Origin of the sequence: Jeotgalicoccus sp. WY2, assembly GCF_018437745.1 — a bacterium.
Taxonomy (GTDB): domain Bacteria; phylum Bacillota; class Bacilli; order Staphylococcales; family Salinicoccaceae; genus Jeotgalicoccus; species Jeotgalicoccus psychrophilus.
Genome location: NZ_CP049818.1, coordinates 616,291 through 641,609, shown reverse-complemented (window position 1 = coordinate 641,609; position 25,319 = coordinate 616,291). Strand labels below are relative to the sequence as shown.

Annotated in this window: 25 protein-coding genes, 9 tRNA genes and 4 pseudogenes; 24 read left to right on the top strand and 14 right to left on the bottom strand. The window is 38.1% G+C overall.

Going from position 1 to position 25,319, the window contains the following annotated elements; translation table 11 throughout:
- Positions 1–48 precede the first annotated feature (48 nt).
- The gene (locus G4D76_RS03615; RefSeq protein WP_026860165.1) at positions 49–432 is read right to left on the bottom strand and encodes a YtxH domain-containing protein; all 384 of its coding nucleotides are present in this window, start codon (positions 430–432) and stop codon (positions 49–51) included.
- 52 nt (positions 433–484) lie between these two features.
- Positions 485–915, bottom strand: a pseudogene (locus G4D76_RS03610) (HIT family protein).
- A gap of 89 nt (positions 916–1,004) precedes the next feature.
- Between G4D76_RS03610 and G4D76_RS03605 the strand changes: the two are divergent.
- From G4D76_RS03605 to G4D76_RS14500, 3 genes are read left to right on the top strand one after another with little or no spacing between them, the layout of a single operon-like run.
- On the top strand, positions 1,005–1,745 hold the full coding sequence (locus G4D76_RS03605; RefSeq protein WP_305794288.1) for an ABC transporter ATP-binding protein: 741 nt from the start codon (positions 1,005–1,007) through the stop codon (positions 1,743–1,745).
- Positions 1,735–2,343 carry an ABC transporter permease gene (locus G4D76_RS14505; RefSeq protein ID WP_250130166.1) on the top strand — a complete coding sequence of 203 codons (609 nt, stop codon included), beginning with the start codon at positions 1,735–1,737 and terminating at the stop codon, positions 2,341–2,343. The genes G4D76_RS03605 and G4D76_RS14505 overlap by 11 nt, the downstream gene beginning before the upstream one ends.
- Positions 2,324–2,935 carry an ABC transporter permease gene (locus G4D76_RS14500; protein WP_250130165.1) on the top strand — a complete coding sequence of 204 codons (612 nt, stop codon included), beginning with the start codon at positions 2,324–2,326 and terminating at the stop codon, positions 2,933–2,935. Before G4D76_RS14505 ends, G4D76_RS14500 begins: the two co-directional genes overlap by 20 nt.
- Here the strand turns inward: G4D76_RS14500 and G4D76_RS03595 are convergent.
- The gene (locus G4D76_RS03595) at positions 2,932–3,471 is read right to left on the bottom strand and encodes a hypothetical protein (RefSeq protein ID WP_213810559.1); all 540 of its coding nucleotides are present in this window, start codon (positions 3,469–3,471) and stop codon (positions 2,932–2,934) included. The genes G4D76_RS14500 and G4D76_RS03595 overlap by 4 nt on opposite strands.
- A gap of 174 nt (positions 3,472–3,645) precedes the next feature.
- Here G4D76_RS03595 and hemE point away from each other — a divergent pair, with 174 nt between their 5' ends.
- The 8 genes and pseudogenes from hemE (at position 3,646) to G4D76_RS03555 (ending at position 10,670) form a co-directional block, all read left to right on the top strand.
- Positions 3,646–4,671 (top strand): uroporphyrinogen decarboxylase, encoded by a 1,026-nt coding sequence (hemE, locus tag G4D76_RS03590; RefSeq protein ID WP_026860160.1) that lies wholly within the window; start codon positions 3,646–3,648, stop codon positions 4,669–4,671.
- An 8-nt stretch (positions 4,672–4,679) separates the two neighbouring features.
- A complete protein-coding gene (gene hemH / locus G4D76_RS03585; RefSeq protein ID WP_213810980.1) occupies positions 4,680–5,597 on the top strand; it encodes a ferrochelatase in 918 nt (305 codons plus the stop codon).
- Positions 5,598–5,662: 65 nt separating this feature from the next.
- Positions 5,663–6,986 (top strand): annotated as a pseudogene (gene hemY, locus G4D76_RS03580) (protoporphyrinogen oxidase).
- Positions 6,987–7,056: 70 nt separating this feature from the next.
- Positions 7,057–8,049, top strand: coding sequence for a lipoate--protein ligase (locus tag G4D76_RS03575; protein ID WP_213810558.1), 993 nt, complete (start codon positions 7,057–7,059; stop codon positions 8,047–8,049).
- Between the two features lie 524 nt (positions 8,050–8,573).
- Positions 8,574–9,167: pseudogene (locus tag G4D76_RS03570) on the top strand (competence protein ComK).
- 224 nt (positions 9,168–9,391) lie between these two features.
- Positions 9,392–9,466: transfer RNA gene (locus tag G4D76_RS03565), tRNA-Asn, on the top strand.
- 3 nt (positions 9,467–9,469) lie between these two features.
- Positions 9,470–9,558, top strand: a tRNA-Ser gene (locus G4D76_RS03560).
- Positions 9,559–10,412: 854 nt separating this feature from the next.
- Positions 10,413–10,670 (top strand): hypothetical protein, encoded by a 258-nt coding sequence (locus G4D76_RS03555; RefSeq protein ID WP_213810557.1) that lies wholly within the window; start codon positions 10,413–10,415, stop codon positions 10,668–10,670.
- A gap of 76 nt (positions 10,671–10,746) precedes the next feature.
- Here G4D76_RS03555 and G4D76_RS03550 read toward each other — a convergent pair whose 3' ends face one another.
- Both G4D76_RS03550 and G4D76_RS03545 read right to left on the bottom strand, forming a co-directional pair.
- Positions 10,747–11,457: a sulfite exporter TauE/SafE family protein gene (locus G4D76_RS03550; RefSeq protein WP_213810556.1), complete on the bottom strand. Its 711-nt coding sequence runs from the start codon at positions 11,455–11,457 to the stop codon at positions 10,747–10,749.
- Positions 11,458–11,564: 107 nt separating this feature from the next.
- Positions 11,565–12,554 carry a C45 family autoproteolytic acyltransferase/hydrolase gene (locus G4D76_RS03545; protein ID WP_213810555.1) on the bottom strand — a complete coding sequence of 330 codons (990 nt, stop codon included), beginning with the start codon at positions 12,552–12,554 and terminating at the stop codon, positions 11,565–11,567.
- Between the two features lie 292 nt (positions 12,555–12,846).
- On the opposite strand from G4D76_RS03545, the gene G4D76_RS03540 reads away from it, so the two are divergent.
- Together G4D76_RS03540 and G4D76_RS03535 are read left to right on the top strand one after the other, a co-directional pair.
- On the top strand, positions 12,847–13,605 hold the full coding sequence (locus G4D76_RS03540) for a deoxynucleoside kinase (RefSeq protein ID WP_213810554.1): 759 nt from the start codon (positions 12,847–12,849) through the stop codon (positions 13,603–13,605).
- A gap of 145 nt (positions 13,606–13,750) precedes the next feature.
- Positions 13,751–13,951 (top strand): cold-shock protein, encoded by a 201-nt coding sequence (locus tag G4D76_RS03535; protein ID WP_026859579.1) that lies wholly within the window; start codon positions 13,751–13,753, stop codon positions 13,949–13,951.
- A gap of 79 nt (positions 13,952–14,030) precedes the next feature.
- Here G4D76_RS03535 and G4D76_RS03530 read toward each other — a convergent pair whose 3' ends face one another.
- On the bottom strand, positions 14,031–14,474 hold the full coding sequence (locus tag G4D76_RS03530; RefSeq protein ID WP_213810553.1) for a PH domain-containing protein: 444 nt from the start codon (positions 14,472–14,474) through the stop codon (positions 14,031–14,033).
- 229 nt (positions 14,475–14,703) lie between these two features.
- Entirely contained in the window at positions 14,704–15,567 is an 864-nt protein-coding gene (locus G4D76_RS03525) for a VOC family protein (protein WP_213810552.1), read from the bottom strand.
- 124 nt (positions 15,568–15,691) lie between these two features.
- On the opposite strand from G4D76_RS03525, the gene G4D76_RS03520 reads away from it, so the two are divergent.
- Positions 15,692–16,021 carry a winged helix-turn-helix transcriptional regulator gene (locus tag G4D76_RS03520; protein ID WP_026859582.1) on the top strand — a complete coding sequence of 110 codons (330 nt, stop codon included), beginning with the start codon at positions 15,692–15,694 and terminating at the stop codon, positions 16,019–16,021.
- A gap of 40 nt (positions 16,022–16,061) precedes the next feature.
- Here G4D76_RS03520 and G4D76_RS03515 read toward each other — a convergent pair whose 3' ends face one another.
- The gene (locus tag G4D76_RS03515) at positions 16,062–16,628 is read right to left on the bottom strand and encodes a thermonuclease family protein (RefSeq protein WP_213810551.1); all 567 of its coding nucleotides are present in this window, start codon (positions 16,626–16,628) and stop codon (positions 16,062–16,064) included.
- A 129-nt stretch (positions 16,629–16,757) separates the two neighbouring features.
- On the opposite strand from G4D76_RS03515, the gene G4D76_RS03510 reads away from it, so the two are divergent.
- Positions 16,758–17,489 (top strand): MerR family transcriptional regulator, encoded by a 732-nt coding sequence (locus G4D76_RS03510; RefSeq protein WP_213810550.1) that lies wholly within the window; start codon positions 16,758–16,760, stop codon positions 17,487–17,489.
- A gap of 20 nt (positions 17,490–17,509) precedes the next feature.
- On the opposite strand, the gene G4D76_RS03505 is transcribed toward G4D76_RS03510, so the two are convergent.
- The 3 genes from G4D76_RS03505 to G4D76_RS03495 all read right to left on the bottom strand — a co-directional run bounded on the left by G4D76_RS03505 (position 17,510) and on the right by G4D76_RS03495 (position 19,029).
- Positions 17,510–17,953 (bottom strand): Rieske 2Fe-2S domain-containing protein, encoded by a 444-nt coding sequence (locus G4D76_RS03505; protein WP_213810549.1) that lies wholly within the window; start codon positions 17,951–17,953, stop codon positions 17,510–17,512.
- Positions 17,950–18,630, bottom strand: coding sequence for an FAD-binding oxidoreductase/lyase (locus G4D76_RS03500; protein WP_371814652.1), 681 nt, complete (start codon positions 18,628–18,630; stop codon positions 17,950–17,952). Before G4D76_RS03500 ends, G4D76_RS03505 begins: the two co-directional genes overlap by 4 nt.
- Before the next feature lie 147 nt (positions 18,631–18,777).
- Entirely contained in the window at positions 18,778–19,029 is a 252-nt protein-coding gene (locus G4D76_RS03495; RefSeq protein ID WP_213810547.1) for an FAD-dependent oxidoreductase, read from the bottom strand.
- 180 nt (positions 19,030–19,209) lie between these two features.
- On the opposite strand from G4D76_RS03495, the gene G4D76_RS03490 reads away from it, so the two are divergent.
- The 7 genes from G4D76_RS03490 (at position 19,210) to G4D76_RS03460 (ending at position 19,849) form a co-directional block, all read left to right on the top strand.
- Positions 19,210–19,281: transfer RNA gene (locus G4D76_RS03490), tRNA-Met, on the top strand.
- A gap of 24 nt (positions 19,282–19,305) precedes the next feature.
- A tRNA-Asp gene (locus G4D76_RS03485) sits at positions 19,306–19,381 on the top strand.
- Positions 19,382–19,402: 21 nt separating this feature from the next.
- Positions 19,403–19,475: transfer RNA gene (locus tag G4D76_RS03480), tRNA-Phe, on the top strand.
- Between the two features lie 19 nt (positions 19,476–19,494).
- Positions 19,495–19,568, top strand: a tRNA-Gly gene (locus G4D76_RS03475).
- Between the two features lie 12 nt (positions 19,569–19,580).
- A tRNA-Asn gene (locus tag G4D76_RS03470) sits at positions 19,581–19,652 on the top strand.
- Positions 19,653–19,655: 3 nt separating this feature from the next.
- Positions 19,656–19,725: transfer RNA gene (locus G4D76_RS03465), tRNA-Glu, on the top strand.
- Positions 19,726–19,762: 37 nt separating this feature from the next.
- Positions 19,763–19,849, top strand: a tRNA-Ser gene (locus G4D76_RS03460).
- Positions 19,850–20,055: 206 nt separating this feature from the next.
- On the opposite strand, the gene G4D76_RS03455 is transcribed toward G4D76_RS03460, so the two are convergent.
- The 3 genes from G4D76_RS03455 to G4D76_RS15775 form a co-directional block, all read right to left on the bottom strand.
- Complete coding sequence (locus tag G4D76_RS03455) at positions 20,056–20,775, bottom strand: SNIPE associated domain-containing protein (RefSeq protein ID WP_213810546.1); 720 nt, start codon at positions 20,773–20,775, stop codon at positions 20,056–20,058.
- Between the two features lie 109 nt (positions 20,776–20,884).
- The gene (locus G4D76_RS03450) at positions 20,885–21,049 is read right to left on the bottom strand and encodes a hypothetical protein (protein WP_213810545.1); all 165 of its coding nucleotides are present in this window, start codon (positions 21,047–21,049) and stop codon (positions 20,885–20,887) included.
- An 88-nt stretch (positions 21,050–21,137) separates the two neighbouring features.
- Positions 21,138–21,422, bottom strand: a complete 285-nt coding sequence (locus tag G4D76_RS15775; RefSeq protein ID WP_256440554.1) for a PH domain-containing protein — start codon at positions 21,420–21,422, stop codon at positions 21,138–21,140.
- Positions 21,423–22,212: 790 nt separating this feature from the next.
- Between G4D76_RS15775 and G4D76_RS16580 the strand changes: the two are divergent.
- Both G4D76_RS16580 and G4D76_RS03435 read left to right on the top strand, forming a co-directional pair.
- A pseudogene (locus G4D76_RS16580) lies at positions 22,213–23,773 on the top strand (acyl CoA:acetate/3-ketoacid CoA transferase).
- A 17-nt stretch (positions 23,774–23,790) separates the two neighbouring features.
- A complete protein-coding gene (locus G4D76_RS03435) occupies positions 23,791–25,299 on the top strand; it encodes a long-chain-fatty-acid--CoA ligase FadD (RefSeq protein WP_213810544.1) in 1,509 nt (502 codons plus the stop codon).
- Positions 25,300–25,319 lie beyond the last annotated feature (20 nt).

Below are 25,319 nucleotides of genomic sequence, written 5' to 3'. Positions count from 1 at the left end.
ACAAACTTAAACACACCGTCCATTGTAAATATTCTGTTTTTTTAACTGTTAGTTGTTATCGCTGTCATCTTTTTCATCTTTACCTTGTACTTCCGACATCGCAGTATCAGCTTTATTCGAAATAATCTCAATATTCTCCTGCAGTCTCTCGACGTTCGGATTAATATCCGCCTGGAAGTTTGAAATCATCGATTTCACTTCGTCACCGAGAGTGGAGAAGACTTCACTTGATTCGTGTTTCGTTTTTAGAAAAGAGTTTTTAATTTCTTCTCCTTCGATTTTAAGCTGGTCCATCTGTGATTTTAAGTCATTTGAACCTGTTTTTAATGACTGCTGGAGTTCTTTACCTGATTTAGGTGCATTTAAAAAGGATATGAGCATGCCGCCTGTAATTCCGACTGCGAATCCTACACCGATATTTTTAAGTTTCATAAATTCATTCACATCCTTATCTCAAATATAATATACCCTGATTTAATCTTAATTATTCATTTAATTTATTTTTAATTGCCGCTTCAACATCCGAACGAATCTCCGCTGTGTTGCGATCATCTTCCACGCTGACCCATTTATAGCCGAAGCCATCGTGTTTTCTTTGTAACGGGGAATAATATGGAAGTGAAGATGGAAAACTGACTGTGATGCGTAAGCACCGTTATTCTGAACTACGTTTAAGCCCGCAGGCTCAAATGCATCTTTGACTGCATTAGATACTTTCGTAATGACACTCATTACTTTCGCCCCTGTTTCTGCATCCAGGTCATAAATATTTTCAATCGGCTGTTTAGGAACGACTAACGTATGCCCCTTAACGATTGGGAAGGCATCCATAAATGCGATAACGTGGTCGTCTTCATACACAATATTGGCAGGTATTTCTCTGTCGATAATTTTTTCAAAAATTGTCTTGTTCATCTCATTATCCTCCATTAAAAACTTATGATATAGTTTTACTTAAGTATCAGTATACAAATAATTAGAATTATTTAAAAGGAAGTCAGATGATGGTCTTAGAAATTAATGAACTTACAGGCGGGTATTCGAAAAATCCCGTCATTCACGATATCTCTTTCAATATAAAAGCCGGTGAAATTATCGGGCTAATCGGTTTAAACGGAGCAGGTAAAAGTACGACGATTAAACATATTCTCGGGCTGCTCAGGCCGCACAGCGGAAACATTAAAGTAATGGACAAAACAATTGACTCAGACGTTGAAGCGTACCGCAGACATATGGGTTATATTCCGGAATCACCGATTCTTTACGAAGAACTGACACTCCGGGAACACATTAATATGACGGCGATGGCTTACGGGTTAACACCACAGGAAGTAGAGGCGAGAAAAGGACCGCTCTTAAAACGTTTCCGGCTCGATGATAAGGAAGATACATTTCCGAGCCACTTCTCAAAAGGAATGAAGCAGAAGGTTATGCTGATTTGTGCGTTTATCGTAGAACCGGAGCTCTATATTATCGATGAGCCGTTCCTTGGTCTCGATCCGCTCGGCATCGAATCGTTAATTGAACTGATGATTTCTGAACGCGATAAAAACCGGTCCATTTTAATGAGTACACATATTCTTGCAACGGCGGAACGCTACTGTGACCGGTATATCATTATCGACCAGGGGCGTAAAATAGCAGACGGCACACTGGATGAGCTGCGAGAGCAGACAGGGCTGTCTGAAGGCACACTTGATGATGTATATATCCAGCTGACTGGCGGGAAACGTCATGAGCAGTAAACTGTTTAATACGCGCATGGAGGAAGACGTAAAAATACGGAGCTATTACGGCAAGTTTATTTTTAACAGTCACTTCCTCGTATTCTTAATGATTGCGGCCGGTGTGCTTCTGTATACGCTGCTCGGTTTAAGAGAGACACTCAGTCCAAGTCTGTATATCGACACGCTGTGTGCGCTCTTAATGGCGGCAGTATTGCTGCCGAAGTATCGTACACTCTTAAAAGAAGCGGATATGCTTTTCTTGCCGCCTTACGAAAAGAAAATGGCTGCTTATTTTAAGCGGGCGGATATTTACAGTCTGTCGCTCGGTCTTGCTGTGCCGGCAGCAGCATCTGTTGCTGTATTGATTCTCTTATCAATCGGTCACGATTTAACATCGATTTTACTGTTTTTTTTACTGGCAGTCTTATTGTATTTCAACGCCTTTAATATCAGACGCCTGTCGGTCAATACAGATTATACAAAATGGGCTGTCACTTCAGCTTTAATACTGCTTAACTTTATTTCGCTGATGCTGGTGCTCGTTAATCCGTTCTTTATGATTGCAGGGCTCTTCTTTTATTATATTTACCGTAATTATGAAAAAAAGTTCATTTAAAACATTGTCATGGCTGAACTACGTGCAGTATGAAAAAGAAGCGCTGCAGCAGTATTATCAGACTGTCAGTATGTTTACGAATGTTAAACGTATCGACAAAGCATTTAAACGAAGACGTATTTTGGATGTCCTTCTCTGGGTGCCAAAAGCTGATAAGTTCAATAAAAAATATATGTACGAATATTTATTTTACCGTTCATTTATGCGAGACCACGATCTGCCGATGATTGTGCTCCGCATCATATTATTATTCTTTATTATTATGTTTTGGATCGGCAACTTGTATGTATCGCTGATATTCAGTCTGTTCGGCATTTATTTAATCGTGCTGCAGATGTCTCAAATATATACAGCACAGGCATATCTTCTATGGCCAAAAGTATGGCCGGTATCCCGGACGTATATTCAGGACAGTTATATCAGATATTCGCATAAAATCGTCTTTGCTATTACGCTTATTTTTGCATTTATGTTCACGGTGACGCATCCGGCGCAGTTTTTCTATGCACTGGCCTTCCCCTTGTGGGGCTATCTGTTAAACAGAGTATTATCAAAATCCATCTATAAAAAAGAAAGAGAACTCAGCGATTAATCGCTGAGTTCTTCTTTTTCTTCTTCAGTATATTCATTGTCATCGATATTGTAGTAAAACTTCGATGATAAATAGTCGCCGAACAATGATTCTTCATTGCGGAAACTCTTTAATGATTCTGATGTTAAATAGTTTTTATAGACATCGGTATGTTTAAAATCATTGTAAATACTCATGTCCGCCCATTTAATAAGCACGATGTAATTCTCATCGCGTGTGTTGACGCCGACTCTGTATGAGACAATGCCGTTAACTGCTCTTAATTCTTCAGAAAGATCGCTTAAATGTCCTCTTAAGGAATGCGTACCATCTCCTGCAGCAGGTATATAAAACATTGATAATGGGAGTTCTTCATCAAGTGAACCTTGCTCGTTAAGTATGTCATAGGTCATGTTAGTGGAGAAAATCGATTTTTCTTTATTATCTTCATAATATAAAATTGCTTCCGGACCTCTTGCACTAATCGATACATTAGGGTGTTTTTGCTGAAGGGAGGAGAGAAAATCAATCGTCCCGGTAGTTGCGTGTAAATACACTGTGCTTCACCTCTTGTTTAGTTATGTTAATCAGTATATACCTGAAATCATACAATGTTAAACAAATCTCAAATAGTACGTTTTTTTGACAACTTGCGTCTAATTAATAATTGTTCTAAAGAATGTGATAAAATGTGTAGATGTATGAACATATAAATATTAGGGGGTACCACTGTGTTTAATGATACACTCATTCGAGCAGCACGCGGAGAAAAGACAGAACATACACCAGTTTGGTTTATGAGACAGGTTGGGCGTTCGCAGCCTGAATATCTAAAAGTTAAAGAAAAATATTCTTTAATTGAAATTACAAAACAGCCTGAACTTACTGCTTATCTCACGGCTACACCTGTAGATAACTATAATGTCGATGCGGCAGTGCTTTATAAAGATATAATTACACCGCTGGCACCAATCGGTATTGATGTTGAAATCAAGTCCGGGGTAGGACCTGTAATACATAATCCTATCCGTACTGAACAAGACGTTGAAAATCTTGGAGAACTGGATCCGTTTAAGGATTTAGACTACGTCTACAAAGCAATACAGATTTTAACGCAGGAAAAATTAAATGTCCCGCTTATCGGATTCTGCGGTGCACCGTTTACAGTTGCAAGCTATATGATAGAAGGCGGACCATCTAAAAACTATCACCGTACGAAAACAATGATGTATTCGAACCCGAAATTGTGGTTCAAATTAATGGATAAGCTAGTTGAGACAAGCATTACTTACTTAACAGCACAAATTAAAGCAGGCGCAAGTGTCATTCAGATTTTTGACTCATGGGGCGGTGCGCTTAATAAAGCGGACTACAACTTCTATCTTGCACCTGGCATGAAAAAAATTATTAATGCGGTTAAAGCACAAAACGTACCGGTGATTATTTTCGGTATCGGCGCGAGCCATTTAGCAACTGAATGGGATAAACTCGGCAGTGACGTACTTGGACTCGACTGGAGAATGTCGATTACAGAAGCTCGTGATTTAGGTATTACGAAAGCATTGCAGGGTAACCTTGACCCGGCGTTATTATTATCGGACTGGTCAGTAATAGAAGAACGTGCAAAGAAAATCGTTGAAGAAGGAAACAGAACAGGACATATCTTCAATCTTGGCCACGGTGTCTTCCCTGAAGTAGATCCGGACGTTTTAAAACGACTGACAGAATTAGTACACACACACAGTAAAGGATTGTGATTTTGAAAATGGCAGAGAAAAAAGCACTATTAGTTATGGCATACGGTACACCGTATAAAGAATCGGATATTGAGCCTTACTACACACATATCAGACGTGGCAGAAAGCCAAGTGAAGAAGCACTGCAGGACTTAAAAGACCGCTATGAAGCAATCGGCGGAATTTCGCCCCTGGCAGATACTACAAAACGCCAGGCGGAAGCTCTGGTAAATGCTCTAAATGAACAGAGTGATGATGAGTTTGAACTGTTTATCGGTTTGAAGCACATTCACCCGTTTATCGAAGACACTGTTAAAGAAATCAGCGACGCCGGCATTAAAGAAATTTACAGCGTGGTGCTTGCACCGCATTATTCAAATTTCTCTGTCGGTTCATATAACAAACGTGCTGCTGAAGAAGCGGAGAAATACGGCATTACTGTTAAATCTGTAGAATCATTCTTCGAACAGAAGCCGTTTATCGATTTCTGGGTTGATGCGCTTGAAACGACTTTCAAAGAAGAAATTCCTGCTGACGAAGCGGATAAAACTGCGATTGTAGTGAGTGCGCACAGTCTTCCTGAGAAGATTAAAGAACATAACGATCCATACCCGGGTCAGCTTGAGGCAACAAAAGATTTAATTAAAGCACGTTTTGACAGCGGTCATTACTTCGTCGGCTGGCAGTCGGAAGGTAACACGCCGGATCCATGGCTTGGACCGGATGTTCAGGACTTAACACGTGAATTATATAACGAACACGGCTTTAAGCACTTCGTTTACATTCCGCTTGGCTTTGTATGCGAACACCTGGAAGTGTTATACGATAACGACTACGAGTGTAAAGTTGTGACTGACGAAATCGGTGCGGTCTATCACAGACCGAATATGCCGAATACAGATTCACGTTTCATTCAGGCAATGGTTAACGAATTAATTAAATTGTAATAAGCGAGGCGTTAAGAGTGAAAAGAGTAGCGATAGTAGGTGCAGGAATCACAGGATTGTCGGCAATGCATTATCTTTTAAAAGATGGAACAGACCTGACAGTCGATTTATACGAAGCGTCAAACCGAGCCGGCGGTAAAGTAAATACTCATATTCGTGATGGTTATACAATCGAGCTCGGACCTGAGTCTTATTTAGCGCGTAAAGAAGTCATGACAGAGCTCGCAGAAGAAGTGGGACTCGGTGACACGCTGGTCCGTAATCAGACGGGACAGGCGTACATCTATGCGAAAAATAAGTTGTCACCGGTGCCGAAGGGCACGATGCTCGGCGTACCTATGGAGCTCTCTCCGCTCTTAACGACAGATTTAGTGTCGTGGGCAGGGAAACTGCGTGCAGGACTTGATTTTATCAAGCCTGCGATGCCGTTATATAAAGATATTTCAGTAGGTGAATTCTTCCGTGCACGTTTCGGAAACGATCTTCTTGAGCATATGATTGAACCGCTTTTAGCAGGAGTATACGGTACAGATATCGACAAGCTGAGCTTAATGTCGACGTACCCGAACTTCAAAGAGACGGAACAGGAATACGGCAGTCTGATGAAAGGCCTGATGGCTGAAAAGAAAGACAAGCCGGCAGCTCCGAAGACGAAAACGGGTGCTTTTCTGCAGTTTAAAAACGGACTGCAGTCGTTTATCGACCGTCTGGTCAGTGAAAACGAAAAGCGCGGCGGGCAGATTCATTTCAATTTCGATGTGACTGCGATTGAAAAAACTGAAGACGGCTATGAACTCACGGCAGACGGCGGCACGCATCATTATGATGAAGTCATCGTCACAACACCTCATTTCCAGTACAAACGCTGGTTTAAGGATAAGGAATTTGAATACTTCAAACATATGGAAGCAACGAGTGTTGCGACAGTTGTGATGGCATTCGATGCCGAGCAGGTGAAAAATACGATTGAAGGTACAGGTTTCGTCATCAGCCGCAATATGGATACATCGATTACTGCATGTACGTGGACGAATAAAAAGTGGGAACACTCCACACCGGATGGTAAAGCGCTGCTGCGTGCTTATGTAGGCCGCCCGGGGGACTTTATCGTACATGAGAAATCAGACGAAGACATCGTCCGTCTGGCACGCGAGGATCTGGATAAAATCATGGAGCTGGACGGTGAACCTGAATTCACTATCGTTACACGCATGATGAATGCAATGCCTAATTACTTTGTCGGACATAAATATCATCGATGATATTCAAAAATATGCTGCGGAAAATTATCCGGGACTGCACTTAATCGGTGCATCACATTACGCAGTCGGGCTTCCTGACTGTGTGCAGACTGCGAAAAACACAGCAGAAAAAATATTGAATAAGTAAAATATGATTTTAAGACCTGTTTCTATTATAATAGAGGCAGGTCTTTTATTATGTACCAGGGGGAAAAACAATGAAGTTTATTTCAAACAATGACATCAAAGATCCAATGATTAATCTGGCGATGGAGGAATATATACTAAGAGAAATTCCAACGAATGACTCGTATTTTTTATTCTATGTAAACCAGCCGTCAATTATTATCGGGAAAAACCAGAATACGATTGAAGAAATTAACGAACCGTACATTAGAGAACACGGCATTAAAGTAGTGAGACGCGTATCAGGCGGGGGCGCAGTATACCATGACGAAGGCAACCTGAACTTCAGCTTCATTACAGAAGACGACGGCGACAGCTTCCACAACTTTAAAAAATTCACGCAGCCGATCGTAGAAGCACTAAAAGAAATGGGCGTAGGCGCTGAACTGTCAGGACGAAACGACATTGAAATCGAAGGCGGCAAGAAAGTATCAGGAAACGCGATGTTCACACAAAAAGGGCGTATGTTCTCACACGGTACCTTAATGCTTGAAAGTGACATTTCAGAAGTGCAGAATGCGCTGAAAGTGAATCCGAAGAAAATACAGTCAAAAGGAATTAAATCGGTCAGTGCACGAGTTGGGAATATTAACGACTATTTAGATGAGAAAATTGATATCGAAGAATTTAAAGAGAGAATTCTTGCAAAAATTTTCGGCGGACTTGAAAACGTTGAAGAATATAAACTGACAGACGACGACTGGGCGAAAATTAACCAGCTGTCTGAAGAAAAATACCAGACGTGGGCATGGAACTACGGCAAAAACCCTAAATACAACTACGACAACTCACATAAATTTGCTGCCGGTTTGCTAGACGTAAGACTGGAAGTCAAAAGCGGGCGCATCGAACATGCGAAAATATTCGGTGACTTCTTCGGCGTCGGTGAAGTAGTGGATATTGAGAATCTGCTGATCGGTGTGGAGCATAACCGTGAGCACATTGAAGAAGCAATTAAAGATGTGGATATCAGCCACTATTTAGGACGTATTACGAGAGAAGAGTTCTTGGATTTGATATCATAAGAGTTTATTTGAGGAGCCGGCGCTGAGGAGTGCCGGTTTTTTCTTGTTTGTGAGGGTGTGTGAGCATTTGGATGACGATGTCGATTTCACAAGGTAGTCCGCCGGCATTTGGTTGACGATGTCGATTTAACAAGGTAGACCAATAGCGATATTACTGCACAGGCAAATAAAAAAGCACAGCCGTAGCGGGGCTGTGCTCTTTCTATATGTACATCTATTACAATTCTTTTAGTAAAGCAGTGTACTTCATGAATTTCTCTTCGTTTTTCTCTATGAGTGATTCTTCTATTTTTGCTTCATATAATTGAAATGAAATGGTGCATGGATTCTTGCAAAACAAGATCTGCTGATAAATCGTTAATTGTGTTGATGAAGCCTCTTAATTGATTTGCAGGATAAACTGGTCTACCCATAATAAATTACCCCTCTCGAAACTATCTTTAATCAGATTATATAATACATTCTCATTTAGGTCAATGATAATGAGAATCGAAGTTCTATGTATTCTGATAATTAACTTTTAGATGCTGATTTTAAACAATAGGCAACATTTAACATTATTAGTTAACATTTTAAATATTCTGTGTTATATTGATTGTAATAATAAATACAGGGGGGAAAATATGAGCCGACAGCATTATATTATTAATGATGAAACGATGTACATTGTTGCTAAGTCACTCGGGCGTTATACTGAAAGTGTAATAGGGGAACTCTACGGGGAGCCTATAGAATGTCTTTCCATTCCTAATAAAATATTGGAACATAATTGTAAATATCATTTTCAGACTTACGCATCACGTAAAGACTTAACAAGAAGTTTATCTGGTATACGATCAAAGCATCCGATTATTTTAGATTTATTTGGTTCATATATATTTCTGTACACACTCGGATCGTGTTAACGAAAACTGCTGGTTTAATTTAAGATATATTGACAGTTATATGATTATAATGGCAATACAAAAGTTAAATTTGAAAATAATGAAGAGATGGAAGTTAATATTTCATACAGTTCATTTAACAATCAGTATTTAAATGCGGTGAAGCTGCACTATAAATTTAATCTGGCTAAAGAAAAAACTTACCGTAAGGATGAAACAAAAACTCGCTTATGAACATCAGCATCAAGAAATGCAGATTAATGAAGCAGCGCGGGATACTTATTTAAAATACATGCGTGGAATTGATCAGATTAATAAAATCTAGTGAATATTAATGATAGGAAGTTTAATTATTTATCATTAATGTAAATTTTACTTAACAATTATTAAGTTTACTGTTGATTTAATTAACGTTCATTGCTATAATAAATCTTGTTCGATTGAAACATACATACTATTCCACAGTAGCTCAGTGGTAGAGCTATCGGCTGTTAACCGATCGGTCGTAGGTTCGAGTCCTACCTGTGGAGCCATATGGGGATGTACTCAAGTGGCTGAAGAGGTGCCCCTGCTAAGGGCATAGGTCGCATTGCGCGGCGCGAGAGTTCAAATCTCTCCATCTCCGTTAATATATTTGCTCAATCCCAATAGGGGTTGAGCTTTTTTTGTTCTGATTTCTTAAAGTGAGGAATTGGATAAGCTGGTCCATAGATTTTCAACCTTTATCATGCAGTTTTTTGATATATTTAGATTATTGCTAAGGAGAGGTTGTATGACTGAAAAATTAAATGATAATGAAGTTATGAATTCAGTGCAGAGACAAAATGATCAAGTAACTAAACTGCTAAAAAATTTATAGATGATTTCGCAGGGTGGTGAAATAATTAAAGACAAATCCGGTGAAGAATTTATTACTGAAATCATTCAGAAGAGGAAGTTATTATCAATCAGAGGTTAAGATATTAGAGGGCGGTCGGCTGTCATATTCTCCTGAGACTGATGTTATAAATGTGGAGAAAACCGATGCCAAACTTGAACTGCAACTCATTAATGTTCTGAGAATAGATGGAAATAGTATTATTTATTTGAATACAAATGAAGAAGTAACACCGTATGACATATTGAATTATTTTAAACTGACCGATTCAATCAAAAGTATAATTTAATTTTCGCATGCAGCTTAAACAAACTTCACATTCCTGAGATCAAAGAGCAAATGAAATTCGAGTCTAAATATTATTTTGAAACAGTAGAACAATTTAACCGTTTTATATTTAATTATTGAGGCATAATGGTATATTTCATGTTCACCCATTACGGATAGTATTTATCAATCTCTAAATTAGTTATTAATAATAAAATGAGGACTTACTACAAAAATGTTTCTTTTCACCGTCTAGGATGTAATGAATTTAAATTATATACTCTAAAATTACCGAAGGTGGTATGATTAAGTTCATACAAAAGAGGAGGAACTACGTGAACAACATTTTAAGTTTAATTAATTCGAGATACTGGGTAGTCGTAGCGTCCACGGACGATGAGATCACTTTCACTACAGAACGACATGAGTATACGATATCCAAACGCCCGATTCTCGGTTACCGTTTAACCATCTCATCTTTTAACAGCATTGATCGTGATGAGACAATTTTTAAAGATGAAGAAGAGCTCATTTCATTTATAAAATCTAATAAGCCAGTCTGGGAAGAGAAGGTTGTTAAACCTCTTATTTAATACACCAGGTTACTGCTCATATAAATAAACAGCCGCCTGAGACAGGCGGCTGTTTTTTTGTTCACATTTTTAAATACTAGTAATCACCAAATATTCCTGTAAATATCAAAATTACATATGTAATATTTAAGAATACTTTCTGGGTAATTTTTTTGAACACCATCTGTCCGATAACTACGCCTAAAAAGAGCGCAGGGAGGGCAAGAGCGGATGATATCCATATTTCCGAATGCGTTCCGCCAAATATGATCTGCATAATCAAACTGACGGTATATATAAATAAGTAGAAGGCAAGTGTTGTACTGCGTAATATAGTTTTATCAATTCTTGCACCTGAAAAATACAGCAGCAGTGGTGGACCTGGAACGCCGATACTCGTTGTCAGCAGTCCTGACAGTCCGCCCGCTGTATAGTCTTTAAGCCCTGTTCTTTTTAACGTGAAGTTACTGATTAAAAGTATAGTTAGAATCAGCACGATAATCCCGACACTGAGTTTAATAAATCCTGTATCCATATACAGGTATATAAGAATTCCGGCAAAGAGTCCAATCGGACTGCCGTATATTAATTTTTTAAGCAGTTCTAAATCAATTTCTGTGCGTATTTTATAAATCATCACCGATGATAAACAAATTGAAAGGATAATGTTAATCTGAATTGCTTCATGAAATGGGAACACCATCAGCAAAAAAGGTGTGCCGACAATTGAAAATCCGTACCCGGTGCTTGTCTGTAGCGACGAAGCTATGATAACGATGAGAAATAATATAAGAAGTTCTTCGTTCAAAAGTAACCACCGGCCTATCTAATATTGAATGTTTATACTGTATTAACAGCTCACTTCATATTAACAAAAGGCTTGTCAAAGTCCAGCTCACCTTTGATCTTCGTACATTAATATCTTTCCCCTCCCTGCAGCCATTTATTAAAATCAAAAATAACTGGTTTCCTGTCCAGACCAATAACAAATAATGCTTTTAATTCCTTCGGCAGATAGACCGACGTATGAATTGTTCCGGCAGATGCATCGTATTTGGTTGATGCAATACCTTCATTAAGACTGTTCATGATTTTAAAGGCTTCATACGGTTTACTCGTATTTTGCTGCTTGTTCATGATGTTTTGTTCACGCTGAAGTGATTCTTCCTGTCTGTAGCGGTTTTCTTCCTGCAGCATATGGAAGTGATTTGTACATATATTAGACTGCCTGACAGCGACATTTCTCGGTGAGGCTTCTATCACATAAGGAATGCCTCTCGAATCCTGTACGACATAGCTGAACGAATGCCTGTGGGGTATGTCTTTCAGCAGTGCGACTGCTTCATCAGTATTTGCACATGTTTCCAGAACAAGCCTTGCAATCATACTGCACATAAATCCGTCTGCAGATTTTTTAGTGTGAGTGAAGTTATAACCGATAACGAGACCTTTCTCATTCATACCGTCAATACGTCCTGTGATCTGCATCGTCGGACCCATAAAAGCGTAGCCTCGATCTGTCGGCTGATAAAATATATAACGTCCTTCGTAACCGCGGGGATGGCTGTCGTAATTCCGGACGAAAAAATCATTGCCAGTAAAAATAGAACAGCCGCTCCGTGTCAGCTCCAAATAATAACCGCCGAACTTTTTAAATGCTTCTGTGATATCGAGTTCCAGTGCATCGGCAAGTCCTTGAATTTCATCCAGTACTTGAGGGGCAATCTTCCGCAGCATATTCATAGACGTCTCAGGGTCAACGATAAAATGACGATTCTCTCTTTTGCGCCATTGTCTTTCACGATTCGATAAAATGGGGGAGTTTTTCAACTGCTGTCCCTGTAAATAGCCGAAGTCGTAATGAGTACCCCTGAACTGAAACACATCGCTGTAGTATGATTTCATATTACTTTCTCCCTTTATTCATAGTATGACCAGTGTATTATGAAATGCCTAAAGGCTGGAAATTTAATGCTTGATGCCAGCTAAGAGATGAGTAATTTTACTTATATAGTAGAAAATAAAGGACACTTTTAAAACGATTAGAGCAAAAAGTGACATGGAACGATAATTGCCAAAATTAAGTGGTAGTTTTATACTGTTTTTCTGGTAAAATAGTGAAGGCTTAATTTTGATTAAACAAAGAAATATATCAATTATATTAGTAAAGAAAAAAACTATAAATTTGGTGAAAAAAATGATCCATGGAAAAGGTGACGGTATATTGATTACATTAGCAGGAACAATTGGTGCAGGTAAAACAGAATGGGGTAAAGTCATAGCGAAACATTTTGAAGTGGAATTGCTGGAAGAGAAAGTAGACGGCAATCCATTCTTGGCAAAATATTATGACGAGCCGGAAAGGTACAGTTTCCACCTTCAGGTGTTTTTCCTCAATCACAGATTCAAAGCGATTAAAAAAGCAATGGCACATCCTAACTCAGTGCTGGACCGTTCTATTTATGAAGATGCGATGATCTTTGCGAGACTTCAGTATGAAAACGGCTCAATGGATGAAGCGGAATACGAAACGTATTTAGATCTGCACGAGAACATGATGGAAGAACTGAATGATTTATATAAACAGCAGGTGCTGTTTAAGAAATCACCGGACTTGATGGTTATGGTTCACGGGTCACTTGAAGAAGTTATAAGAAGAATTAAAAGACGCGGCAGAGACTTTGAACAGATTGAAGGCAACCCTGGTCTATACAAATACTATCAGGACCTCTATAACATGTACGAAAACGAATTCCTGACTGAGTACAACAGCAAGGAAATTTCACCTGTTTACGTCATTGATATAGATAAGATGGATTTATATAACCCTGAAGATGTTAAAACTGTTCTTACAGGAATTGAAGAAACCCTTAAAAGAGACAGAGGTTTCGTACATCCGGAAGAACTGGAAGAGACTCCAAAAAAAATATATAAAAAGAATTCCACAAACAGTTGACTTTTACACATAAACCCTGTAGTATCTTAAGAGTAGTTCTTAATCAACAAATATTTTAATTGTTTCATTCGTTTGAAAAACTCTTAAAATTTTTACATTAACAATTGCAAATATTTAAGTGCAAAAGCACTAGGAGGTTTTTTCTATGAACGAAGGAACAGTAAAATGGTTTAACTCAGAAAAAGGATTTGGATTTATCGAACAGGAAGCTGGAGACGACGTATTCGTACACTTCTCTGCTATCCAAGCTGATGGTTACAAATCATTAGAAGAAGGACAAAAAGTTAACTTTGAAATCGAAGAAGGACAACGTGGCCCACAAGCTACTAACGTCACTACGGTTTAATATAAGCTTTCAAAAGACAGCCTCGGCTGTCTTTTTTTATGCAAAAAATAAAAATCTGCACTGATCAGCTACAGATTTTCTATATATCTTGATATTGTGCATGACTTGCACGTTTTTTTAGTTCTTCTATAAATATATCTTTATTCTGAGGAGATATTTTCACGCTGCCTAAACCGATACTTCTGGAATGAATCTCGAGACCATCTTTAGAGGTCATTATCCGGTATCCTGAAATAAAGTTTGCGGTGGAATGTACTTTATAAATATCCCTGTACGGGATCTTACTGCCAAACAGTGCGGATTTTGCATGAAGATAATCATCATGGAAAATATATCTGGTAGTAAAAGTCATTAGAATAAGCAGAAGAATTGCAGGGAGAGTAGCTGTAAAAAGTATAGTAACAGACCAAAAATCTAAAGGTTCATCGAGAAAGAAGGGGAGAAAACCGACAATTGCTAACACAGCAATTGATGTAATCATCATTATACTGAAAGGCAAGTCTATTTTTGATTTAAAAGTCATGCTGATGCCTCGTTTCCCAGTTGGTCTTATAAGTGTACCAAAAATTAAGAAAAGCCACACCCTGGGTCTGGGTATGGCTTTATAAATGTGCGTACATTAGATTTAAGTAGCTGAAAATGATTTTTATTAATAAGAGGGGGCCTATTAATTTATAACTGATAATCATTTTCAATTACTAATATACAATACTTATTGAGAATGAGTCAACCTAATTGAGAATCTCTTTCAATTAATTATGACTTTTGTGTGTCTGCATTCTAATGTGATTGCCGGAAGGGTCCAGTGTCAGTGTATAGCTATCTTCTTTTTCAGTTGTGAAACCAAGAGCTGTAAGTCTTGATACAGCATCGTTCAACGCTTCATCTGACGGATAAATTACAGTATAGTAATCCAGGCCGATACTGCCTTTTTCAGGTGCTGGTGCCCCGAGACCGTTCCAAACGTTTGCTGCAATATGGTGGTGATATTTCTCAGTTGCCATAAATAGCGCCTGCCCGCCGAAGTTGAGAATCACTTCAAAGCCAAGGCCTTCTGTATAAAACTCATCAGTCTTTTGAAGTTCACTGACATGAAGGTGAATGTGTCCCATTATTGTATCTTTCGGTAATCCTTTAAAGTTTGCAGGATCCGGTCTGTCTTTCAGCAGGTCCTCAGCATTCAGCGGGTCAGTAACCATGTGTACCTGACCGTCATTCCAAATCCAGTGTTCAGGCTCTCTGTCGATATAAATCTCAATGCCGTTGCCGTCTGGATCATCTAAATAGAGTGCTTCACTTACGTGATGATCTGCTGAGCCTAAAGGTATTCTCTTTGCAGCCAGGTGCATTGTAATCAGTGCAAGGTCTTCTCTTGTCGGCAGCAGCAGCGCGAAGTGATATAATCCTGCAGCACGCGGGTGTGTGCGTTCTTTATCGACCTGGTTTAAAATAAGCAGAATATTTTCTCCGTCTGCAGTCAGTTCAGCACGTGTACCGTCCTGTTCTTTTACAGATAAACCGATTGTATTAGTATAGAACTCTACAGAACGATTAAGATCTTTTATATTTAATGATACTGTTTCTACATATGTTGCGTTATTATTATGAAATGTCATAGTAATCCTCCTAATTGGTAACTTAATGTAACTTAGTATACAATGACTATGTAGTTATGGCAAGTAATTAATTTTACTTTTAATATATACTTTTTTGCTATTATATTTTAATAAGAGTGGTGTAATGTCCAAGAATGAAATGTGCCCACGCTTTGAAAAAGCGGTAAATATATTAAGTCAAAGATGGACTGCTCTGCTTATTTATCAAATGCTGGATGGTAATTCCAGATTCGGTGAAATTCAGGCAGCAACCGGTGTCAGCGGCAAAGTATTATCAGATCGTCTGAAAAGCATGGAACAGGAAGGCCTTATCAACCGTGAAGTTATTCCGGAAACGCCTGTTGTTATTAAATATACTTTAACAGAAAAAGGTCATTCACTTGAACCTGTGTTAAAAGATATTGAGAAATGGTCGCAGAACTGGATAGAGTCTGATAGCAAAGTAGAAGCATAAAAGTAAAAACTGGGAATCCTCAATCAGGGTTCCCAGTTTTTTATTGTGCTGACCACATTCCAGCGCCTTCATTTTTAGCATCCTGTTCAGCTTCTTTCAGCAGGTCCTCATATTTATCGTTTGGAGGATGCACATAATCTACAGAAGCGAGTCCTTCTTGAACGAGGACTTCATTGACCATCTCATCATCTGCATATACATACGCTAAGTAACGGTCATAGTGGTCTTTTTCTTCTTCATCGAATTCCACTGTAATCGTGTCAGCATTATCAAGCAGTTCCTGAGTTCTTTCAAATGCTTCTTGTGCGTACGGCTCATCCTGCTCGCCGTCTCTGCCGATTTCCGGCGTATTAATAATTAAGTATCTGAAGCTCTCAGAACTGCCATTGTAGTTAAAACGTGTCGTATCACCATCGATGTGCTGATCCACTGTGACTTCATTATCGCCAGTTGTTTTCTGTTCTGTATCTTCACCGGCGAAATTATCATTATAGACAGTTACACCGATAAATAATAACAGAATTACAATCATCCCGGGGAGTCCCAATTTTTTTAAATGTCTCGGACGGATAAATTTATTATTTTTTCTGTCGTTTTGCGGTGCCATTGATTATCATCCTCTTTTAGTAAATATTAATTCTATCTTATAGTTTATACCCTGTTAAAACAATAATAAAATTGACATTGACCATAACGTAACGTCATCGTTTATACTCGAAATTAAGAGGTGAGGGATATGAAAATTAAAGAACTGGCAGACATTGCAGGTGTGAGCGTCAGAACGCTGCATCATTACGATAAAATCGGATTGCTGACACCTGATACAAATAAAGTAAATGGCTACCGTGATTATGCAGATACAGATATTTCAAGACTTCAGCAAATACTTTTTTTCAGACAGCTGAATTTTAAACTTACGCAGATTAAAGAAATTCTGGACAGTCCGTATTATGATAAAACAGAAGCACTGCAGATACAAAAAAGTATCATTTTAAAGGAGCAGTCGAGACTAAATAGTATACTGAAACTGATAGATAAAACAATCAGCAGTGAAAAAGGAGAGATGATGATGACAAATAAAGAGAAATTTGAAGGTGTGGATTTTTCGCACAATCCCTATGAAGAAGAAGCGAAAGAGAAATGGGGGAGTGATGCAGTTGATAAATCTAAGCGAAACTTAAAAAAGACGGGAACAAAAGAAGCGGAACGGAGATTCAATGGAATTTATACAGAACTAGCCAATGTCAGACATCTGGAACCAGAATCAGAGGATGCTCAACAGCAAATTCATGAGTGGTATGAATTTCTAAATGAAATAGGGGACTATTCTCCAGAAATGTTTAAAAGTCTTGGAGATATGTATGTCGAAGACGAGAGATTCACTAGAAATATAAATAAATTTGGAGACGGACTAGCTCAATTTATGCAGCAGGCAATGAGTATTTACTATGAAAATCATAAAAAATAATCCCCGGAAAGGGGATTATTTTATTTGGATGGTCTGATTTCAGAATCAAGATTATCCGTGGCAGGACCTTCGATAACTTTTCCTGTGTAATTGAATCTGGATCCGTGGCAGGCGCAGTCCCAAGTCTTGTCATCATTATTCCAGCCTAAACTGCAGCCCATATGAGTACAGCGGTTAGATACGACGTAATAGTTATCTTCATCACGATAGACACCTTTTTTAGACATTCCATCTTTTGCAACTGTACCTTCACCTTTTTCCAGATGCAGGTCATCCAGATTCGGATGAGATTCAGCCATGTTCTTTATTTCTGATTCTGCAACATGGAACGGATTGGTCAGGTGCTGTTTTAACTGCTGAAAAGTGCCTTTTTTACGGCCGGGATCAAGCATTTCTTTATACATGTTATCTTTATCTTCTATTAAATCACTGATTATCAGAGAGGAAAGTACGACGTTTGTCATACCATATTTATTGAAACCTGATGCGACAAAATAGTGCTTATCCTGCTTATGAAATGACCGATGAAAGGCAGGGAGTCGGCAGTCATTAAATCCTGTGCGCGGTATGCATACAAAGTATCCTTGTTTGCAGTTTTCTGTCCTGCGTAATGTTCGAGCTTAGACAGCTGCATAGCCATATCGTTTTCTTCATATGAACCGTGTCCGAGTCCGCCAAAGAGAAGTACCGGTAATGCACTATCGGGTTTCACAACGTTTCTAATAGATAAACCGGCACCGTCATGACCGCTCATTGAAAGATGCTCCGGTATTGGCGTGGATGTTTCTGCGACGAGACCGTAGCCGTAACTGATTTTAAAACTGTTAAAGTAAAAGTTTTCAATATCGAGGAATGGAAAGTGTGTCGCGATAATCAAATACTCAAAATCTATACTATGATTATTTACTGTCGTAAGAGTATTGCCGTCAGCGCTTTTAGCACGTGTATGTTCATATATCGTTACATTTAAATCTTCAAGCACTTCAATAATTCCTTGTAAAAACTTAAGAGGGTGGAATTCAGCCTGGTTCTTCATAATAAGTTCTCCGGCTGTTTCAAATGGAAGGTCATGTTCATTTGTTGTCAGGTGACCGTCAATTGAAAGTTCCTTATATTTTTCTTCTTTTTTAAGATCTTCAATGATTTTTCGTGCTCGGCATAAATTACGCTGTCCACACGTTTAAAATCACAATCATATTATATTTTTTAACAATACTTTCGATTTCGTTAATTGCACTCATTTGAGATTCGTAATATAACTGCGCTGTGTTAGCATCCTTCTGGCTTTTCAACTGACTGTAAATGAGACCCTGCTGTGCAGTTTTCTTGCAGTTGTATTAGCTGTAGTTCCGCCGACCAGTTCATTGCCTTCAATTAATGTTACTTCATATCCTCTGACAGCGAGCTGGTAAGCGTTCATTAAACCGCTGATGCCGCCGCCGGCTATAAGTATATGGGAAGTTATATTTTCCTTGAGTTCAGGATATTTTGGAAGCTCAACGGAAGCTGACCAGTACGATTGATTAACATCATTGCTCATAGAATCCCTCCTGAAATAATAGATAATACCCTTACCCTAAAAAAGAGAACTCAGCTGTTAAACTTCAATAATCAAGAAAGTGTAAATTTGTTATATGAAAATGGTTAAAAAGACTTGAAATATTCATCTTAAACCTATAGTATATATAACAGACATTAAATATATGTTAAATAATATTGGCGCGGGATGGAGCAGTGGTAGCTCGTCGGGCTCATAACCCGGAGGTCGAAGGTTCGAATCCTTCTCCCGCAATTTTTTATTTTAATACATAAGAGTGGTCCCGTGGTGTAGCGGTTAACATGCCTGCCTGTCACGCAGGAGATCGCGGGTTCGATTCCCGTCGGGACCGCCATTTTTAAATTTTATATAGCATGGCTCAGTAGCTCAGTTGGTAGAGCATGTGATTGAAGCTCACAGTGTCGGCGGTTCGATTCCGTCCTGAGCCATATTTTATTAATTACCTTTGCGGGTATAGTTAAATGGTATAACCTCAGCCTTCCAAGCTGATGTTGTCGGTTCGATCCCGTCTACCCGCTCCATTTTTTTATTATTCCACAGTAGCTCAGTGGTAGAGCTATCGGCTGTTAACCGATCGGTCGTAGGTTCGAGTCCTACCTGTGGAGTCTGGCCCGTTGGTAGCGGTTAAGACACCGCCCTTTCACGGCGGTAACACGGGTTCGATTCCCGTACGGGTCATACACAGAAGTGTAATCGCACTTCTGTTTTTTATTCTGGATAGTTGGCCGAGTGGCTTAAGGCGCACGCTTGGAAAGCGTGTAAACGTTAACTCGTTTCGAGGGTTCGAATCCCTCACTGTCCGTAGTATATTTTTAAACCCCATCATATCAAAGTTGATATGATGGGGTTTGTTGTTAAATAAATCACTTTATTACTTATTGAATGATTTAATCGACTCTGTTGTTGACTCAATTAGTTTAAGAGTTTCACGATATTGATGAGCTTCAGCTTCCATTTCGAATCTTACTGTGTCATTATGCTCCTGAAGTACAACTTCTTTGATTCTGTCTAGCTCAACTCTAAAGAATTTTTTCTCGTATTAATTTTATTTAATTCGTATTCTCTGAAATATTTATGCAATGTATTCTCAAGTTTAGGTGCATCGTCACTAAAAATAATTGCATGTATATCAAATTCAAACGGCACCGATGCACTGCTTAACTCTTTAATTCTATCTCTTGGTTCTAACCTACGAGTAACTCCAATTTTATATATATTTTCTCCGAATGAACCTACATTACTAATGATATATACGTATCCAGCACGTGTATTTTCAAGTCTCTTATTAATATTGATTTTATTGTCTTGTAAAGATTTAAGTTGTTCTTGCAATTGTTTAATTTTTTCTGCATAAACTTCTTTTTCTGCATCATTAGATGTGTTTTGCATATACTTTGTAAGTTTATCGGTTTCATTTTTAAATTGGTTCTCTTCTTTTTGGAGCTTAGTTAGAGCATTATTTAATTCTTTTTCCGCTTTCTGTTCTTCAGCGATTCGTTCTCTTTCTTCTTTACGAATTTGTTTCTCTTGTTCTAATGCAATATTATATTGAGCTATTAAACTGAGTTGATCTAATTTGTTAATCAAAATTTCTTTATTGATTTTCACATTGTCTACTTCAAACAGTTTATTTAATTGTTCATATGTCTTAACCAACTTGTTATGACTATTCTCAACATTTTTATGAGTCATTTTACTGAAAATGAAATCGCATTCAACATTAAACATTCTTAGTATTTGTCTTTGTTGTGATTTATGCTCTCGTTTATTAAGAATTTCATCATCATGTATTAAAGAGTAGACATCTTCTATTTCTTTTTCATTTAATTTTAGTAAACTAAGTTGAGTTTTTAAGTCGTGAGTGAGAGGGGATTTGGTCGTAGTTATCAAAAGGCATAATCAAGTTTTTATGATACTCTCTAATCAGCGGTGAAGTTTCTTCTTTAGCAGATTCTACAATAGCATTATAGTAGTTGTATTCTTCATTTAACTTCTTGATCAAATTTTTGTCTTCTAAAATTTTACTTTCCAAATCATTTTTTTCATTCTTTAATTTTTCGATTTCTTGCTGATAGATATTCGAGAATTCATTAAATGTTTTTTTCTTTTTTCTTCATATAATCTTTTATGTCTTTTATGACATTTAATAATTCACTTGGGCCATCAAAGTGAGAGCTAAAAGAGTGGCTTCTTGAATTTTCTAATTTCATTGTTACTGTGCTGTCATCTTTAATCACTTTAAGATCTCTTATTTCATCGTAATTATAGGATTCTTCTAAGTGACCAAACATTTTTATGAATACTAATATAATTCGTTTGTTAGTTGTACAAATTAAACCATCTTTATTTCTTATCTGATTACTATCAGAGCTAATAGAAGCTTTAACTCTAGAGAAGTAATATATTTTTCTTCAGGTTTCAGTACTTTTTTATCTAGTAAAGATAATTCCATAGGTGCTTTTTTGCCATTTTAATATCCCCCTCTAATTCTAATATAAATAAACTTTATGAATAACAGTAAGAAGTCTTAATTATTTACTTTCATTCCTTTGTTCATATGATTGAAACTCAATTCTTTTCTTAAATTTTCATATATAATTCTCGGAAAATAGTTTGAATTCTAATTAAAATATCAGTCCTGGTAAACATAGGCAATGAATGTTTTGCGTATATATGTATAAAATCAGTTTCTAATTATAATTTTTTTAGTTAGTAATTTTTTCGCTGTCAGTTTTATCTATCATCAATTCTTACTTAAAACATAAGAACAGTTTCGGCATGATAAGATGTAAAAAAACTTAAAATTTAAGCAAAGCGAAGACATTAAGTGGACGGACCAATTTATGGTACTTGGCCATTTTTTGACATTAAAGTCAAGTCATAATTATTTCATATTGAAGAAAGTAATATTTTCTGAATATTAATCTTAGGTAAATAGTTTAAAACGTTATTATATCAATGGTATCAGCACTTACAGACTTATTAATAGTACCTGGTATTAACAGTTAGTATGAAATTATATAATGTAAAATTTTTAAAATAATGAAATGAAATCGTTTACAATTTAAAAGCGTGGTGGTACATTTGAAAAAGTGAAGGGGATAAATAAAGAAAGGGTTATATGCAAAAGATTAACTGAATATAACTATGTCGGGAGAATAGAATATGGAGATTATTTCATATAAGGATTTAAGAAATATTATTAAAAGCGGTGATGTTATTTCAATAGCTGCTCTGTCCACGGGGAACTTACCGATGGAAGTGCTGAAATATCTGGCAGAGCAGTATGATGAAGATGGAAAAACTGACAATTTAACTTTTGTTGTGTCGAATGATATCAGTGATTTTGATGACGGCTTTGACCTTGATTCATTCGTCTCACGCGGCATGGTTAAAAGAATTATTGCCAGTCTCGTGATTGCTTCTCCTGTAACGGTTGAAGCGATTAAAAACAATGAAATTGAAGCATATTTTCTACCGCAGGGTATTATCGCAACGTCATACCGGGAACAGGCTTCTTCTTCGCCGGGGATGATTTCCAAAATCGGTTTGAATACGGTTGTTGATCCGAGAATGTCCGGCGGGAAAGTTAACGATGCTACTCGTGATGATTTAGTTTCTTTAATAGAGATTAATAAGGAACAGTATTTGCATTATGACTTTCCAAAAATTGATGTGGCTTTATTAAGAGGTACATTCGCCGATGAGAACGGGAATATTATATGACTCACGAATCGCATCTTGGTGAAGGTTTCAGTGCAGCTTCTGCTGCAAGACAAACGGGGCAAGGTAATCGTTCAAGTAAAAGAGCTAATTGAAAAGGGGAGTTCAATCCGCGCGATGTATTTATACCATCGGAGCTTGTCGATTATATTGTAGTAAACAAAAATCCAAAATATCATAAGCAGGTGATACAGACATACTACGATCCCGCTTTATCCGGCCATCACAGAATTCACAGAGTAAGGAAAAGTTTTTAGAGTTTAGTTCCAGAAAAATAATTTTACGGCGTTCAGCCCAGTTTTTAAAGCCCGGTCATACAGTCAGTATCGGTTACGGGATTAATAATGAGCTATCCAATGTACTGCGTGAAGAAGGTGCTGAGAATCTTGTCAAATTGAACATCGATACCGGTATATTCGGGGGAATGATCGGCAGCGGAAATCACTTTGGCATGAACTATAATCTGGATGCAAGAATGCGCCATGATATGACATGGGACTTTATATTTAACGGGGGACTCGATATCGCATTTCTCAGCTTTGCTGAAATCGACAGTTCCGGCAACGTCAACGTCTCGAAGTTCGGAGACAGAATGAACGGCAGCGGCGGTTTTATCGATATCAGCCAGACAGTAAAAACGTTAATATTCTCAGGTACGATGGTCGTCGGGAGCGACTCGCATTGTGAGAATAATGAACTGATTATCGATTCAGAAGGACATTCCAAGAAGTTCGTCCGGAATGTTCAGAGTATGGATTTCAATGCAGAGTATTCAAGGGAGCTTGGTCAAAATGTCTACTATGTCACAGAGCGTGCAGTATTTCAGCTGACTGACAGGGGAATGGAACTGATTGAAATTGCTCCGGGACTTGATCTCGAAAGAGATATTTTATCTCAGATGGATTTTAAGCCTTTAGTGTCTAAAGATTTAACAGAAATAAGCAGTGAAATATTTCAGGAAAGCTGGGGGCAATTGACTCAGTCAATTAAAAATAATCATTAACAAAGGGGAAGTTGTAAATGAATTATGATTGGATTAAAACAAGATCGGACTATGATGAAGTAAAAGCGGCAATTATTGACCCTGCGAAAGGAACACAGTGGTCTTATCAGGATTTAAATACACGTGCTGAAAACCTGGCGAATTATTTGCAGGAACAAGGTATTAAACGCGGAGATGTTGTAGGTATTTTTGCACCGAATGATGTGGCAATTTTTGACCTTTTATTTGCTTCATTCAAGATGGGTGCTGTCTACCTTCCGATTAACTGGCGCTTAAAACCGAAGGAGATACAGAGTATCATTGCAGATTCGAGAGTTAAAATGATTTTCTACTCGCTGCGTCATAAAGAAAGCTTAACTGGGACTCCTGAAGAACTGCTTCACATGGATATCGACTCACCGGAGTACGATAAAATCTGTAATCCGGCTCAGCATCGTCCGTTTGAAACTGTTGAAGTCGAAAGCGAAGATCTGGCTTCACTGATGTATACAAGCGGTACAACGGGAATGCCAAAAGGAGTAATGTTTACCTACGAATCATTTGTTGCGAATGTTATTAATGCAGTATTGACTTACAAAGTGACCGGAGATCAGACGACGATTATCTCGACACCGACGTTCCACGTCCTTGGCTTGAATGATACGGCACTGCCTTTAATTATGGCTGGGGGCACGCTTGTGCTTCACCGTTACTTTGATGGTGCAGAGCTGAACGATCTGATGAGCAAATTTAAACCGGATTATCTGATTATGATTCCAACGATGTATTACGGCATGTTGGTTGCAGATAATTTTAATATAAAAAACTTTGAAAACATTAAATATCTGATCCAGGGCGGATCTTCACCGCTGCCTGCTGTACAGAAGAAATTTGAAAGTATCGGGCACACGCTGATTAACGGATACGGTCTGACAGAAGCACCGCTTACTATGGTAAACACGCCTCATAATTCGAAAGTAAAACCGATGAGCATCGGGAAATCAATTATGTACGTTGAAAGCAAGCTGCTTGATGATGACGGTAATGAGGTCGAAGTCGGGGAAATCGGTGAACTGGCAGTTAAAGGGAAAAATGTTACACCGGGTTATTGGAACAAACCGGAAGAAACAGCCAAAGTATTTAAGAACGGCTACTTCCTTACAGGCGACCTTGCTAAAAAAGATGAAGACGGTGATATCTTTATCGTCAACCGCAAGAAAGAGTTAATTATTACCGGCGGTGAAAACGTCCTGCCTTCAGAAGTTGAAGCGGCACTGTCTGAACATCCGATTGTACGTACAGCTATTGTTGTGGGTTATGACAGTCCTGAGTACGGCGAATCAGTTTCTGCGGCGATTGTACTGACAGAAGAAACAGAGAACTTCGAAGAGATTCTTGATAAACACGTCAGAGCACGTATTGCAGGGTATAAAATTCCGAGGATGTATATGGAAATGAAAGATATTCCATTAAACTCTACTGCGAAACCGGATAAACTGGAAATTCAGCGTTTAATGAATGAGAAAGCAAAAGAAAACGGGTTGTAGCTTAAAAATTTTAACTTTAT